At 34.5% G+C, this 14,830-nt stretch carries 17 protein-coding genes, 1 pseudogene and 1 other annotated feature; of the genes and pseudogenes, 6 read left to right on the top strand and 12 right to left on the bottom strand.

Translation table 11 applies throughout. The features are described from left to right. Nucleotides 1–10 precede the first annotated feature (10 nt). A complete protein-coding gene (locus ACJ004_RS27170) occupies nucleotides 11–655 on the top strand; it encodes a hypothetical protein (protein WP_410896210.1) in 645 nt (214 codons plus the stop codon). A gap of 220 nt (nucleotides 656–875) precedes the next feature. Here ACJ004_RS27170 and ACJ004_RS27165 read toward each other — a convergent pair whose 3' ends face one another. The 4 genes from ACJ004_RS27165 to ACJ004_RS27150 form a co-directional block, all read right to left on the bottom strand. Next, nucleotides 876–1,613 (bottom strand): esterase family protein, encoded by a 738-nt coding sequence (locus tag ACJ004_RS27165; protein WP_410896209.1) that lies wholly within the window; start codon nucleotides 1,611–1,613, stop codon nucleotides 876–878. After that, nucleotides 1,604–2,800, bottom strand: a complete 1,197-nt coding sequence (locus tag ACJ004_RS27160) for an ATP-grasp domain-containing protein (protein WP_410896208.1) — start codon at nucleotides 2,798–2,800, stop codon at nucleotides 1,604–1,606. Before ACJ004_RS27160 ends, ACJ004_RS27165 begins: the two co-directional genes overlap by 10 nt. A 131-nt stretch (nucleotides 2,801–2,931) precedes the next feature. Next, nucleotides 2,932–3,762 carry an alpha/beta hydrolase gene (locus ACJ004_RS27155; protein ID WP_410896207.1) on the bottom strand — a complete coding sequence of 277 codons (831 nt, stop codon included), beginning with the start codon at nucleotides 3,760–3,762 and terminating at the stop codon, nucleotides 2,932–2,934. Between the two features lie 31 nt (nucleotides 3,763–3,793). Then, entirely contained in the window at nucleotides 3,794–4,003 is a 210-nt protein-coding gene (locus ACJ004_RS27150) for a DUF7878 domain-containing protein (RefSeq protein WP_410896206.1), read from the bottom strand. Between the two features lie 588 nt (nucleotides 4,004–4,591). Between ACJ004_RS27150 and ACJ004_RS27145 the strand changes: the two genes are divergently transcribed. Beyond that, a complete protein-coding gene (locus tag ACJ004_RS27145) occupies nucleotides 4,592–5,074 on the top strand; it encodes a DUF2975 domain-containing protein (protein ID WP_410896205.1) in 483 nt (160 codons plus the stop codon). Between the two features lie 10 nt (nucleotides 5,075–5,084). Continuing rightward, nucleotides 5,085–5,300, top strand: coding sequence for a helix-turn-helix domain-containing protein (locus ACJ004_RS27140; protein WP_088087392.1), 216 nt, complete (start codon nucleotides 5,085–5,087; stop codon nucleotides 5,298–5,300). Nucleotides 5,301–5,830: 530 nt separating this feature from the next. Here the strand turns inward: ACJ004_RS27140 and ACJ004_RS27135 are convergent. Further along, nucleotides 5,831–6,850: a patatin-like phospholipase domain-containing protein gene (locus ACJ004_RS27135; RefSeq protein ID WP_410896204.1), complete on the bottom strand. Its 1,020-nt coding sequence runs from the start codon at nucleotides 6,848–6,850 to the stop codon at nucleotides 5,831–5,833. A 230-nt stretch (nucleotides 6,851–7,080) separates the two neighbouring features. On the opposite strand from ACJ004_RS27135, the gene ACJ004_RS27130 reads away from it, so the two are divergent. Then, a complete protein-coding gene (locus ACJ004_RS27130) occupies nucleotides 7,081–7,236 on the top strand; it encodes a tyrosine-type recombinase/integrase (protein WP_410896203.1) in 156 nt (51 codons plus the stop codon). Nucleotides 7,237–7,279: 43 nt separating this feature from the next. On the opposite strand, the gene ACJ004_RS27125 is transcribed toward ACJ004_RS27130, so the two are convergent. The 7 genes and pseudogenes from ACJ004_RS27125 to ACJ004_RS27095 all read right to left on the bottom strand — a co-directional run bounded on the left by ACJ004_RS27125 (nucleotide 7,280) and on the right by ACJ004_RS27095 (nucleotide 12,793). Next, nucleotides 7,280–7,429, bottom strand: a complete 150-nt coding sequence (locus tag ACJ004_RS27125; RefSeq protein ID WP_410896202.1) for a hypothetical protein — start codon at nucleotides 7,427–7,429, stop codon at nucleotides 7,280–7,282. Beyond that, on the bottom strand, nucleotides 7,429–7,686 hold the full coding sequence (locus ACJ004_RS27120; RefSeq protein WP_410896201.1) for a YncE family protein: 258 nt from the start codon (nucleotides 7,684–7,686) through the stop codon (nucleotides 7,429–7,431). Before ACJ004_RS27120 ends, ACJ004_RS27125 begins: the two co-directional genes overlap by 1 nt. 61 nt (nucleotides 7,687–7,747) lie before the next feature. Continuing rightward, nucleotides 7,748–8,224 (bottom strand): hypothetical protein, encoded by a 477-nt coding sequence (locus ACJ004_RS27115; RefSeq protein WP_410896200.1) that lies wholly within the window; start codon nucleotides 8,222–8,224, stop codon nucleotides 7,748–7,750. A gap of 375 nt (nucleotides 8,225–8,599) precedes the next feature. Then, nucleotides 8,600–10,303 carry a 2-isopropylmalate synthase gene (locus tag ACJ004_RS27110; protein ID WP_410896199.1) on the bottom strand — a complete coding sequence of 568 codons (1,704 nt, stop codon included), beginning with the start codon at nucleotides 10,301–10,303 and terminating at the stop codon, nucleotides 8,600–8,602. 70 nt (nucleotides 10,304–10,373) lie between these two features. Next, nucleotides 10,374–10,616 (bottom strand) — a binding site (T-box leader). A gap of 708 nt (nucleotides 10,617–11,324) precedes the next feature. Beyond that, nucleotides 11,325–11,765 carry a cell wall hydrolase gene (locus ACJ004_RS27105; RefSeq protein ID WP_410896198.1) on the bottom strand — a complete coding sequence of 147 codons (441 nt, stop codon included), beginning with the start codon at nucleotides 11,763–11,765 and terminating at the stop codon, nucleotides 11,325–11,327. 366 nt (nucleotides 11,766–12,131) lie between these two features. Then, a pseudogene (locus ACJ004_RS27100) lies at nucleotides 12,132–12,230 on the bottom strand (GNAT family N-acetyltransferase); the annotation flags it as partial. 143 nt (nucleotides 12,231–12,373) lie between these two features. Continuing rightward, entirely contained in the window at nucleotides 12,374–12,793 is a 420-nt protein-coding gene (locus ACJ004_RS27095) for a nucleotidyltransferase domain-containing protein (protein WP_410896197.1), read from the bottom strand. Nucleotides 12,794–13,129: 336 nt separating this feature from the next. On the opposite strand from ACJ004_RS27095, the gene ACJ004_RS27090 reads away from it, so the two are divergent. Together ACJ004_RS27090 and ACJ004_RS27085 are read left to right on the top strand one after the other, a co-directional pair. Then, nucleotides 13,130–13,285 (top strand): hypothetical protein, encoded by a 156-nt coding sequence (locus tag ACJ004_RS27090; RefSeq protein ID WP_410896196.1) that lies wholly within the window; start codon nucleotides 13,130–13,132, stop codon nucleotides 13,283–13,285. 442 nt (nucleotides 13,286–13,727) lie between these two features. Continuing rightward, nucleotides 13,728–14,621 carry a DMT family transporter gene (locus ACJ004_RS27085; protein WP_410896195.1) on the top strand — a complete coding sequence of 298 codons (894 nt, stop codon included), beginning with the start codon at nucleotides 13,728–13,730 and terminating at the stop codon, nucleotides 14,619–14,621. The last annotated feature ends 209 nt before the right edge of the window (nucleotides 14,622–14,830 follow it).

The following is a 14,830-nucleotide window of genomic DNA, read 5'->3' as shown; positions in this document are numbered from 1 at the left end:
GGTGGATTGTATGAATAATGATTTGGCAGACTTTTTGACCGATATATCTTGGTTTTTTAGCGATAACGAAAAAATAGAAGTAATTGAGGAAAAATCATTTATTTGTTCTAAAGAATTTGAAGACAAATTTCCTTCCTTAACAAAATTACTCAAAAAAGCACGAATTACAAAAATTAAATACAAAGGTCAAAATTATGAACTATATGGTTGGACAAATTTAGCTTCTCAGTCATTTGGTTGGCTTTGTTTAGAAACCAAAATAAAAGTTGATAAGCCCCTTCATCCTGACCATATCCTTTTATTAAAAAATTTTGGTGGGATAACTGAAAGATGGAATGAACCTGAAGATACTTGGCTGATGAATTTAAATAACGCATTAACCTATGAAGATGCACAAATTGGTTTTAACGGATTTGAAGACTTATTTAATGAAATGTGTCAGGAAGAAGGAGTAGAAGTAAAAATAAAGCCCGATGATTATATATCATTTGCTTTCGAAGCCAATGGGAATGTTACGATGTACCATATTCAATCTAGTGAAGTTCATATGTATGCCTCTGACCATTTTTTTGATTTCATTACTCCTTATGATAACTATCCAGAGTATACACTTTACAAGATTAACAATCTTAATACATTTAGAGAATGGGTTTAAACAATTTCGGTCCAATGGTTAAAACATATAAAAAATTAAATGTTTGAATATTAAAAAGAGCATTGCATAAAGCCAATGCTCTTTTCTATGCTAATTCAATTGCTAATTGTTTGATGATTTATTGCTTATTTTTGTTGTTAATTGCTATGTTATTTATAATTTTGTACTTCAAAACCGAACCCGTTAGTCTCAACCGTACTGATGTTTTTTTGACATATTATTAAAGTAATTTGCCTAAATAATAAGGCATTTGGCGTCGCCACCAAATCCAATCATGCGAAACATCTTCGCCCCACTCATCAAACAATGCTGGAATTTGTTTTTCTTCAAAGGCTTCTTTTAATGTATAGTATGAAGGCAGCCCATCCTGTTCCCAATCACCCAACCCGGTACAAATAATGATGTCTGCTGAACGATATCGATCAATAAACCAGCCGTCATTTTGATTCCATATATAATCATTCGGTGAATTTTCGTATACAAGCGGATCATTTCCGTAATCCCCAAAAAAGAAACGCACATCGTAAACACCGCTAAGTGCAACGGTTGTTTGGAAGACATCCGGATGTCTCAAGAAAAAGTTCAACGCATGATATGCCCCCATACTACACCCCGTTGTCATCATTGGATCAAACCAACCTGTTTTATGTTTAATAAATGGTATAGCTTCTGAAATCACATAACGGTCATATGCCTCATGAGCTAATGCACGGTCATGCGCCGGTTTTGAGTCGTGCAGCCAACTTTCAATATCTATACTTGCCAATGTAAAAAATTGAACTTTTCCGGATTCAATAAAGTCATGACACACATCAATCATTCCAAAATCATAGTATTCAGAATGCGTCCCTCCAGATGAAGGAAAAACTACGATTGGCATGCCACTGTGTCCATATCTGTTCAACAGCATTTCACGTCCTAATTCGCCACTCCAATGGTTTAACTGTTCTATATGCATAGAACAATCTCCTTTTCCGAATTTTTTCGTTCATGTACAAAACGGATAATGTCATCTACTTCTTCATGCGAATCTGCATTAATCGCATAAAATTGATTTCCTTGGAGTTCCGCAAATGCATCTGGAATGCGCCGTTCAAACTTCACACGGTCGCCAAATCGTTCATAAATAGCATTCGTATCATGTTTATACTCATTAGCATCACGCTGTGTTATACCGACACAAAACTGGTTTTCGGCATCGGACTCTTTAAATTCTCCTCCTGTCACAAGCGAAGCATACTGTGCAAATAAATCAATGGAATACGCAAAATTGTACATATCAATCGTGTAGCCGCCAGCCAAGCGGTTATTGTATTCAAGTGCAACATAATCCCCATTTTCTAATTTAAAAAACTCAATATGGAAAAAGCGTTCTTTCATGCCAAAAGCTTTCACAATCGTCTTACCATAGGTTTCGAGCTTTGGATCAATTTCTTTTTGAATCACATAAGCTAAATCCAACTGACCATTAACGAGTTCCAGAGTTGGCACATTATATGTAAAGCTTGTTTGGAAAACAATGTTCCCTTCCTGATCCAATAAACCATCAAATGTACAAAGCACGCCTCCTTCGACATATGGTTCTAAGAAGTACACTTGTGCTTCTCCCCATTCTTCTTCAAAATGACGTACATCCTCTTCTGAACTTAATTTAAAGGTTGCAGCTGAACCAACTCCATTATCCGGTTTAGCGATAACCGGCATACCTAATTCATCAATGGCTTTAGATAACTCCTTTTTAATTTTAACGATTCTTCCTTCTACAACAGGCACATCGGCTTGTTTAAACAGCTTCTTCATTTCAGATTTATACTTTACTTTTTTCAAGTCATTCGTTTTATTGCCGTACACGTTAAATTGCTCACGCAACTGAGCATCAAGTTCTAACCAGTATTCGTTATTGGATTCAATTCGGTCAATTGGACCATGTTTATAAAATAAAAATGCAACCGCACATTTCACATCATCTACATCTTCTAAATTATTTACACGATAATATTCTGTTAAAGAGTTTTGTAATTCGGAACCTAATTGGTCATATGGCTCTTCGCCAATTCCTAAAACATTGACACCTGCGTCTTTTAAACGATGAGCAAATGGCTGAAAATTACCTGGATAATATGGTGATATCAAAATATAATTCATAAAAAAAGCTCCTTTCTCAGAATCAAAAAATTCATTATTTCCACGACTAAGGTACAATGATTTCAATTTATAATTATTCTAAGCTTCCAAAAATATTGAAAAAAGTGATGGATTCCTATATTTCAGACAATTCAAGACCACTTCTCACTTAAGAAACGTAAACATTCTGGCAAGTGTTTTGCCCAAGCTTTTTCATTATGTTCTTCATCCGCAAAAATATTTAAACGAATGCTATCAATTGGAACAGAGCCTTTTATCAGTTGTTTATAATACTTAAGCGAGCAATCGATATATGCCTGCTTCATATTACCATACATCATTTGTCGATCGGCATCATCGCCTTCGTGAGTCCCAACTTGAATGTACACGCGTTGTTCAGGATCCAACTCTTTTCTAGCAATATAACTGTCAAAGGCTTTACTTGTAATCCAATTGGCTAAAGAAAAAATGCCTAAACCACCAATTTGATCTTTATATTCAATACCCATAAAAGCCGAAATATTTCCTCCAAGTGAACTTCCAATCATTGCTGTATGATATTTATCCGATTTAGTTCGGTAATGCTTATCGATAAACGGCTTCACGACTGTCATGACAAACTCAGCAAACTCCGCGCCTCTTCCGCCTAGTTCAATATCTTCAGGAAGTGGGCTTTCAGTAATTTTCCAAGGCGTATATTCATTAATTCGATCTTGTCCAGCGTTATCTATCCCAACAACAATCATCTTCGGAAAGTCGGGGTTTTGTTTAATTGCCGGAATAACTTTCCATGAATACCCGCTATAAGCTTCACTACTGTAGAAAACATTTTGTCCATCATGCATATAGACAACTGGATAATTTTCAGCCTCATCTTTATCATAATTTTTCGGCAATAAAACACGCACGCGACGTTTTTCATTTTTATAAGACATATGTAATTGATGTGTTTCTAGTTTTAAATAAAAATAGGATTGATTCATTTTACCTTCCTCACTCCTTTGATATTACTTACTAAAGGTACTTATCCAGAGTAACAAAGTAATCAATAGAGTGAAGTTCCTTATTCAATTCGTGAAGATAATGTGTTACAGCTTCTACTAATACAGTTGTGGAAATGTATTTGTCTGTTTCAAACTCTTGCCAAATTGAATAAATTCTCCAATTATCTTCACCCTCATATAGAAAGTTGATTATAGCCTCTTCATGGTCCAGTTGGTACATCTGTGTCTAAAACAAACGAAAATCTTATATCAATAGAATCACCCCTCAGAGAAATATTCTACATTAAAATCACGATTCCTTCTTCCACTAACCTGCAGAGGGACAGATATGGAGTTTATTAAACCTAAGAAAACCCAAGGACTAAAAAGTTAACTGGATAGTGTCTGAACACACCAAAGCAATCGTTAAATACAATGCTCAATACGCTTTAGCAATCCTTCCTACTTTCTACAACTTCCATTTGCCATACAATTCATGGGATAAAGTGAAGGCTACACCAGCTCAAAGATGGGGATTGCCGATAAACAATTTACGATGAAGGATATTATTTATTTTAAGTAGGTTCTGTTATCTTTCGTTGTTGATTTACTTTATTAAACTATTTGGAAGTTTTGTTGAACAAGTTATAAATTTAACATTTTAAAGTAAGAGCATTTCTTTGTAATAAGAAATGCTTTTTATTTTTGTCAAAATTAAAAGGATATTTAAATAACAATAATAATATAATAAAAAACAATACGATTTTATTGTAAAACGATAAATAATATGTTAAAATCATGCTATCATTGAATAAGCGAGGTACTTTTTATGAAACAAGTTACGACGCTCTTTTTAAAGCTAGCTGTTATTTTTATAGGAATCCCAGTTCTTGCATTGTGCATATTTTTGGTGCCTAAGATCGGGAATTTTGCTGGAGAATTGTATCCAGATATTGCTTATATGAAATCTCTCGTTTTAATCGATATGTATGCGGCAGCGATACCTTTTTACTTTGCTCTGTATCAAGCTTTTAAACTTTTAAGCTATATTGATAAGAGCCAAGCGTTCTCGGAATTATCGGTAAAGGCTTTAAAGAATATAAAATACTGTGCCATCACGATCAGTACCTTGTACCTGCTAGGTATGCCACTCTACTATCTCATGGCTGAAAGAGTTGACCCTCCAAGTTTCATACCAATCGGATTGGTCATTATTTTCGCCTCTATGGTGATCGCCGTTTTTGCTGCTGTTCTCCAAAGACTTTTACAAGAAGCTATTAATATAAAATCAGAAAATGATTTAACGGTCTGAGGTGGAGGATATGGCAATTATTATTAATATTGATGTGATGTTAGCAAAACGAAAAATGAGCGTAACGGAGCTTTCGGAGAGGGTCGGGATTACGATGGCGAATCTTTCCATTCTGAAAAATGGGAAAGCAAAAGCGGTTCGTTTATCAACATTAGAAGCGATATGTAAGACTTTAGATTGTCAACCAGGTGATATTTTGGAGTACAAAAGCGACGAAGACACTTAATAAAAACAGACAACAACTTTCTTCAACCAACGGGATTAGATAGTGAAATTAAGATGAAGGGATAGCGATTAAGCTATCCCTTCTCTGCGTTTATTATTGTTATTTAATTAGAGAATTCCATTGAGAATTGCATTGATATTGTGACAAAAAATGTGATGTGAGTTGCAATGTTTGCACCTCAAAAGGGAACCCGTTAGCCGCAGCCATCCCATCTTTAACATAAGCACCCCATTAGTTGAAAAAATTTAAAGGTTTTTCAATAAACTATTTAATTTAACCAAAGCTTCATTTACTTGTATCTTTCCCTGGACTCCTTCATATCGTTGGCACAATCTTGTAAGGCACTTAAACGATGGCTTCTAAGATTTTGTTTCGTTATTTATGATGAATACGGTTAAAAATCATACTGTATATAAGCACCCGATAGTTTAAGTACACTATTTCACAAACATAATCAAAGAGTAAAATTACTGATAAAAACATCTACCCTATACAAAAGTATCACCGTTTAAAACATTGATACGAGGGATTTATCCGCGTTCAATCTGTATCTGCTTATTTAGACTATCATCAATAAACTTTTTCGCTTGAGACACACCATCCTCGTAAAATTCACGGGTTTCCACAAAATATTCAAATAATCCACGATGAATTGTAGGCTGAATTGTTGGCACTTTAATCGATTTGTACTCTTTATACGGTTTATTTTCTGATTCTGGACGAACCAGCTTATTTCCGTATTCAATAAGTTTATTGATCCGAGAAATATCATTAAGCTCTGCATAAAGGGCATTTTTAAATAACATCTTCAATTTAAAGTCTTCGATATCAAAGAAGTTATCGATTTGGTCCAGAGATTTGCCTAGTGGCGCTACTGTCACCAAAATAATCTCGTCGGCTACTACCAACGGAGATAAAACCGGATTATATTGATAAGCTCCATCATACTCCCCTTTAAAGTCTCCATATTGAAGCAGCTGCAAACATGCTCTCACACCATCCGGAGTTATTGGTTTGACCTCAAAATTTCCCCTCTTAGTTAATTCCATTGTATCCCAAGCACGTTCGTTCACATACAAAACTGCCTGATCGTTATTAACATTATAGGCATTCATAATAATTCCCACTTCCTCATTGGTGGAAAAACAATTGGCGATATCATCAAAAAATTGTTGAGGAAATTCAGATTTGTAAATTTTGTTAGGGAAGCAGAAGTTGATCCATTCCTCCGATCTCAAGAAAGGCCAATTGTCAGACAATCTTTCAATAATGTTGAGGTAATTAGGAGAAAATTTGTTAGGAACACCCAAGTATGCGTATTGCATGAATTTGAACAAAGTTGGGATTCCATTTTCTTCGGATTTAAAATACTCATCATAATGTTTTTCAATAGCATTAGTGTCTTTTTGCAAAAAATAATATGTTGACAATATGGCACCGCTGGTAGCTGAAATCAAATCTGGCTTAACCCCCTCTTTTCGAAGCGTTTGGAGTACCCCTGCCGCAAATGAGTTCATTCCCCCAATGCCTTGTAGAGCTAAAGCTAACATAGTGAACCACTCCCAATTGAAAAAAATTTGATCTTATCTAAATCTAATTCTTTACAAAGGGAGCGGATACCTTCCAGGTATTTAATAGTTAACATATTTTTAATGTTAAGATAGTTAAGGATTTCCGTCCTTTTTCAATTAAACTGCTTCGATAGTTGAAGATTGCAGTACCGTATCAAATTCAATAATCAGGTCAATAATTCCTCTAAAAATAGAATTTTTAGGGAGAGATGTATTTTGCTAGCTATGCAACACATCTGTTGAATAATGGAGCACCTCTTGATGTTATTCAAAGTCTACTTGGTCACCAGAAGAGCGAAACTACAAAAATTTATGCTCAATTAAGTGGAAGTCTTAGACAAGAATTGTATAGAAAATATTTTTAACCTATGGCTCAAATATGTACAAAAGCAACACATCTACAGTTGCTCACTCTTTTTGTTCCTTTGTTATCCTTCTTTTAAAAAGTTCTACAATGTTAATTGGGATTTTGTATTTTTTGGCTATATTTAAACTAGTTTCTTTCGGATTGTTTTGTAACTCATTACGAATGATAGAAAGAAGCTCATCCTTAGTCACTACTTTCCCTCCTCATCGAACCTAGATAAAATGGCGATACTGACAGGAGAGTCTCCCGCTGGAAGTGTTTTAATCACTTTATTCTTTTTCGTATCAATGACAGATATGGTATCATCATCAAAATTTGTAACAACGGCGAGTTTTCCGTCAGGAGTTAGGTCGATTTCGACAGGTTCTTCCCCTACTTGAATCGTCTTTATAACTTTATTCTTTTCGGTATCAATTACAGATACAGTCCACTTGTTGTAGAAACGCACCCGTTAACACAATAGGCCGCCATCGAATAGCAGCCATTTTTTCGTTCTATTTAGCGTGTTTTTATCGTGCCGCATGATTTCTTTTGATTTTAGATGCAGTAAACGTAATATAATTGGTATCGCTGGTACCACCGACTAAGAAGAATACTTCACTCCTTATGTTTTTCGTTTTGAGTTCATATTGGACTAAGCCTGAAGGAGGATCGTCAACGAGAGGTATTTTATCTAAGAAGGAAAAACCCGTTGTTGTAGCAGAAATAAATTCTTCTCGTGGAGGGATATTATCAATCGTACTGTATATCATAGTTCCATTGCGATAAATTGAAAATTCTATAAATAAAGGAAAGTCATTAGGATTTATAGATTGAATGGACGCATGCAGCAACACGCGATCACGCGGATCATCGATATGCAAAGTGGCTGTACCTATTGTAACAGGTGTCAATCGAATCGGTTGGTTAGCGAAATCAGTCCCTGGTAATACACTGCCATCAAATTCAGTGAGTAATCCTTTTTCTTTAAGTGGTCTAACACCCATCAAAACACCTCCAAATAAAGTGCTAATTCTCTTTAAAATACTATGCGCTTTTAATGGAAACTAGACGTTATCGTTGTTTAGGAATTATTGAGTTATCCTGCCCTTTACTTGAATAAGAAGACCTCATTGTTGAAGTAAAGCAACCCGTTAGCTTAAAGAGTTGAAGAAAAGCTTCCGATATTTTAAGAAGGGAAGTGTAAAACTCATAATATTCCTTATGGCTTCTTGAACAAGAACTAATCGTTCAATTAAAAAGCCGATAATTCTACTAATTATATCGTAGTATTTTATCGGCTTTATCAAGTAAATTGCGTTTAAAATGAAGAGCAGGCATAAGAAAATATTTTGTCATAAAAGATAATAATATTTTCCCACTTATTTTTTTGAATGGGTAAATTCTTTTTCAACAGGAAGTTGTAAGCTGGATACCATGTTGTTAACGGCGCTTAACAGAGCTTTTACTGAAGATGTCATAATATCAGTGTCAATTCCACAACCCCAATATACAGTACCATTCTTTGCGGTAATTCCTACATAAGATACTGCGTTTGATGATGATCCTATTTCAAGCGCATGCTGCTTATAGACCAAATCTGTATAGTCAATACCCAGTTGGGTTTGAAGAGCGTTACTGATAGCATCCAGTCTTCCATTTCCCACACCAGAAAATTCATGTTCTTCATTATTCATCCGGATCGATACTATCGTTTCGTAGTGACCATTTTGTGTGTATTTGTAACCGATAAATTCGACAGGGGTGTTAATATTCACATATTCGTTGATAAAAATGTCATAGATTTCATTCGGCATAAGTTCCTTGTGCATATGATCTGAAACATTTTTCACACTATATCCAAAGCTCTCCCGCATTTCGGTAGGTAGCTCGATTCCATACTTTTGCTGTAGGATATAACCGATTCCTCCCTTACCGGATTGACTGTTAATTCGGATGATATCTCCTTCATATTCTCTTCCAATATCCATAGGATCAATTAATAAATAAGGTACAGTCCAATATTGGCGTTCTTTTTCCTCGCGCCATTTCATACCTTTGGCAATTGCATCTTGATGGGAACCTGAAAATGCAGTAAAGACAAGTTCACCGCCATATGGATGTCTTTCGTGAACCTTCATTCTTGTTAATTGTTCATATTTTGAAATAATGGTAGGGATATTTTCAAGATTCAGCTTTGGGTCTACCCCGTGTGAGAACATGTTTAATGCAAGCGTTACGATGTCCACGTTCCCTGTTCTTTCTCCGTTTCCAAACAATGTTCCTTCGACTCTTTGCGCTCCGGCAAGCATTCCTAGCTCGGCATCTGCAACCCCAGTTCCTCTATCATTGTGTGGATGAAGTGAAAGAATTACATAATCTCGGTAGCATAGATTGTCACTCATATACTCAATTTGACTTGCGTAAACGTGAGGCATGGACATTGAAACGGTAGCTGGTAGGTTGATAATTACCTTGTTATCAGCTGTTGGCTGCCAAATATCAAGTACCTTATTGCAAATTTCAAGCGCAAACTCCACTTCTGTACCTGTGAAGCTTTCAGGAGAATACTGAAATTGGAAATTCCCTTCGGTTTCAGCAGCATATTTCTTAAGCATTTTTGCCCCAGTTACAGCAATATCGATAATTTCTTCCTTAGATTTTCTAAATACTTGCTCACGCTGTGCTACAGATGTGGAATTGTACAAGTGTACTACTGCTTTATTCGCACCCTGTAACGCTTCAAATGTTTTTTTGATAATATGTTCTCTTGACTGTGTCAAAACTTGAATTGTCACATCATCCGGAATCAAATTCCCCTCAATTAATGTACGTAAAAAGGCAAATTCAGTTTCCGAAGCAGCTGGAAAACCTACTTCGATTTCCTTGAAACCTACTTGTAAAAGCAACTGAAAATATTCTAACTTTTCCTCTAGACTCATCGGGACGACCAAAGCCTGATTCCCATCACGAAGATCCACACTACACCAGGCAGGAGCTTCTGTAATATACTCCTTCTCCGTCCATTTCAAGCTTTGCACTGGGGGCATAAAGTAACCTCTAGAATACTTATTGATATTTTTCATCCTGAATCCCACCTTTTCATAATAATTGTTCGTTTATATAAAAATAAAAAAAGCCCCGTCTCTATTAAAATATAGAGACGAGGCATAGCTCGCGGTACCACTCTAATTGATTAATATAACAATATTAACCCACTCATTTTCGGTGGCAATCACCACCTATCTTCATAACGGAAGAAAACCGACATCCCCTACTGATTATGTTCAGGGAGTAGCTCTTGGATGAGTTCAAAGGTTATAACTACCGATTCTCACCAACCATCGGCTCTCTGACAAGTTTATAAATACTTTTACTATTTCCAATCTTTGCTTATTAATATTTAATTAAATACGATAATATATCGATAAACTCGAGTTGTCAATACTGAATTTACTGAAAATAAAGATTACTATTAATTTATTTTACTTCTTTTTTAACAATCTACCCCAATATTTTAAAACTCTTTTTAAGTATTCTGCTTCTTTAATGCAATAAGAAAAGCTGCCAAAATGACAGCTCTGCATTTTCAACTCTTGCATCCGTTAGTTCAATAACCTCATACTTATTCAGAAAAGGTAACAATACAATTAATTAGATAAGGTCGTAAAGAGGTGTATACAGAGAATATAAGCCTTCTCTAAACTCCGTTAGTGGTATAAAGAAAAGGCTGCCGAAACAACCTAAGCTTGTTGAACTAATGTGGATGACACGAACCCCTTTTAATCACAATGAAAAAAGACTCCGGCAAAGGTGTCTTTTTTCGTTCCTGTATATAACTTTTTATCTCGAACATACATGTACTTTTTTATCGGCACGCAGCGTACCTTCCGTCCTTAAAGCAGTTCCTTACAAATAAAGTTATTACCTTCTGAAGTATTTATGCAACCTCTTACTCAATCAAATGGCCTTTTTGCAGAAGAGTGATCTTATTGAAAATCAATCAAATATGCTGATATAAAAAGTAAATATAAGCTAAATCAGCTGTTTATTAGATTTTTGCGTAAATATTCTAAATATGTAAAAAAGCTTACTCAAAGAGTAAGCTTAACCGCTATAAACACTATCACATGTTGCAGGTTTTGGTTCATAAAAACAATGTTCTTTAAATTGACCAGATCGAGGTTGACCGTACCATGTTGGAGGGCATGGAGCATGTGGATTAAAATACCAAAGAGCAAATTTCGCTGGGTGGTCTCTCCAATAATTCAAATTCTGAGTTGCTAATCTTCTTTCAGAAGTTCTTGATCTTTGATAAAATACATTACCTTTTTGAACAGCTTCAAAGGAAAAATTTCCGCCTTGTACTTGAAAAATAACTTGGTTAACTGTTCTTAAACCTTTAAAGTCTAAACAATTTGCTACAAGACGATTCACAATTACATTTCCAACATATAACATTCCCTGTTTTCCTTCACCTTCGGCCTCTGCTCTCATCATCCTTGCCATTAAGTCAACATCCGAACTTCGGTAATTTACTCTTGGCATTTTATCACCCCAAAAATATATTATGAAAAAAAGCCTACATTCATGTCAGTGTTTTATAATAAGAATGCTGAGTTTTTAAGTAAAATGTAACTATTACATTCTTTTTATACCTTTATTCAACTATACTGCACCGTTAGATGAATAAGAAAAAAGCATCGCCGGAGCAATTCCATTCTTTAACTCTTGCACCTGTTAGTTTAAGTACAATCCTTCACAATTAGTTTCTTTAATCAGACCATAAAAGCTATTATTTGAAGAACAAAAAGTAAAAAAGACAAAGAAATATAACCCTTGTCCTTTTCTACTTTAAAATTTGAAGTAATGTTGTTCAATTACCCTAAATCCATATGGTGTATAAAATGGAAGATAATCTTCATTCCACAGACCCTTATTGGAAAAATCGGTTAATGTACTTGTGTTAATACCAAAAACTCTATCAAATAATGGATATAACTTCTCACGCATTATAACATCACTAGCATATTTATCTAAATATGTTAAAGAATCTATTTCTATTCGTTTTAAACTCATCAATTTCACCTCAAAAAACTAATATTAAAATAATAGGTTGATAGTGTAATTTATCATTGGTTTCATCCCTAAAAAAGTTACAATTTTTTCAAAAACATTCTTACACTGTAGAATATATCTTCTTTTTCAGTTACGATCTTAAAGCCATTTATAACCACATTCTTCGTTCCTTCATCAAGTGGCTCTTTAACCCACTGGTCTGTTACAACCCCGAATTCTACCTCTAAGCCATAACCATAGAAGATTCTTAAAGAGGTCAAAATCCCCCATTCTTCAAGTGTACTACTCTCAATATTACCGAAATTAAATTCGTTTTTAATAATTTCTAAAGTATGGTCTTTATTTGTAGAAATAATTGTTAAATCCACATCTGAATTTGAGTGAAAGTCACCTCTTGCAAATGAACCCACAACTGCTACACCTTTTATATTTTTTTGTTGCTCAGACCATTCCTTAAAATTTTCCAGAAGTAAATCTGCCTTCTTTTTAATATCCAAAAGTTATCGCTCCTTAAAATTGTTATGGAAATATTTACAATTCCTCAACTTTCCTGACCTATAGTTAAAGAACGAAAAATGCCGTTTAAATTTAAATTCTTTATATACCTTTTTCCATAGAGCATCTTCTTCAGAATAGGAAAGTTCAATTCAATTATTAATACTAACCCCTCCATAAAACCGTTTCCAAATAAGGTTAATTAAAACATTTCATCTTCGACTAAATTTAATTCTTTGTAATGATTGTAGTGAAAACTTAAAACAAAGATTACAAGCATTAGAGCATATAGATAAAAAAAATAAAAAATCAACTTTTAATTGAAGGAGGTTTTTATTATGGGTATTTTAGCGAAAATCATCTGTAAATTAAAAGATCACGTTTATGAAGAAACAAATCAGAGACCCGATGGATGGGGTTATATTGTGACTTGGTTTATATGTAACCAATGTGGTCATGAAAAAGTAGTCACCAAGCGTGAGGATGAAGTTTAATGCTAGTCATCAAGGAACGGTGCCTTCGTATTGCCCATTTTTAGATAAGAAAAGCTCTTTTCTATACCATCAGTCATATGAAAGAGGTAATTCAATTAAATAACGTGTTTTCAAATGCCTCCTTACTTTGGTCAATATGGTTAAAGGACAGGTTGATTAGTTTAATCTGTCCTTCTGTTTTTTCATCCCTTCTTCAATTAACCTGCGCCGTTAGTTCACTAAGTATTTATATAGTATAATTGATAATATCAATATACTAATAGAAATAGGGGGATTATTATGCCATTATCAAATATAAATTTATACACTTGGAAGTCATTTTCAACATCACCACCACCACCGTTTACTCCAGCTGTTGAATCAGCACTGAATAAGCTTATATTAAAAACAGATTAAGAATCTGCGAAATATAAGCTGTTTCGTAGATTCGAAGGAGTAGACGATGAAATCTAACATTCAGTTTATATTATCAATGATTATTTTCGGTACAATTGGTGTAGTTGTAAGATACATTGATTTATCTTCGAGTGAAACAGCTTTACTAAGTAGTTCAATCGGATGCCTATTTTTAATATTCGTATTTTTTGTGATGAAAAAATCCATTCCGTGGAAATTAGTGAAAGCTAATGCTTCCGTCTTATTTCTTTCTGGTATTGCATTAGGAGGAAATTGGATTTTCCTGTATCATTCCTACGACTATACAACAGTCACTAACGCAACATTAGCGTATTACTTTGCACCTGTATTTGTCATGATTCTCTCACCAATTATCCTTAAAGAACAATTACCTATCAAAAAGATTGTTTGTATTGGTGTAGCGATATTAGGTATGTTATTGATTGTTGGAAATGGCATAAGTGCATCTGGAAAAGGTGATCTTCTTGGAATCTTTTTTGGGTTAATTGCAGCTGCATTTTACGCTGCATTAATGTTATTGAATAAATTTATTCAAAACATATCCAAGTTAGAGATTACAATCATTCAACTTGGAACAACTGCGTTACTTCTCTTGCCATATGTGCTTTTTACGGAGGGATTCGGTATCTTGGAAGTATCAAGATCATCCATACCCTTTATACTACTGTTAGGAATTATTAACACTGGTATTGGATTTTGGTTATTTTTCTCTGGTATGCAACAGTTAAAGGGACAGAGTATTGCTATGCTAAGCTATGTAGATCCATTTGTAGCTATACTGATTTCAGGGGTAATCTTACAAGAACAAATGACAATTATTCAAATGTTTGGTGGGGCATTGCTTTTAGGTTCCACTTTTGTTAGCGAGAATCAATCAATGAAATTTTCAAAACCATTAATGAAAAAACCAGCTAAATAATGTAATAAACCGTGGGGAGCATTCGTTCCCCACGGTTTTATATTATAGAGTATTTTTAGAAACAACACTCTATCTTGTATGGAATCTTGGAAAATCCCTGATTTTCATGTTGAACTAACTTGCCCCGTTACTTAAATAAGAAAAAACAATCCTTCGATATTGAAGAATCGCACCCTATAGTTTAATATTAATATTCACTCACTACTGTT

Source organism: Neobacillus sp. 204 (assembly GCF_046562815.1).
Taxonomy (GTDB): Bacteria; Bacillota; Bacilli; order Bacillales; family Cytobacillaceae; genus Neobacillus.
Note: the sequence above shows the minus strand (reverse complement) of the source record. Positions and strands in the feature narration are given on the sequence as shown.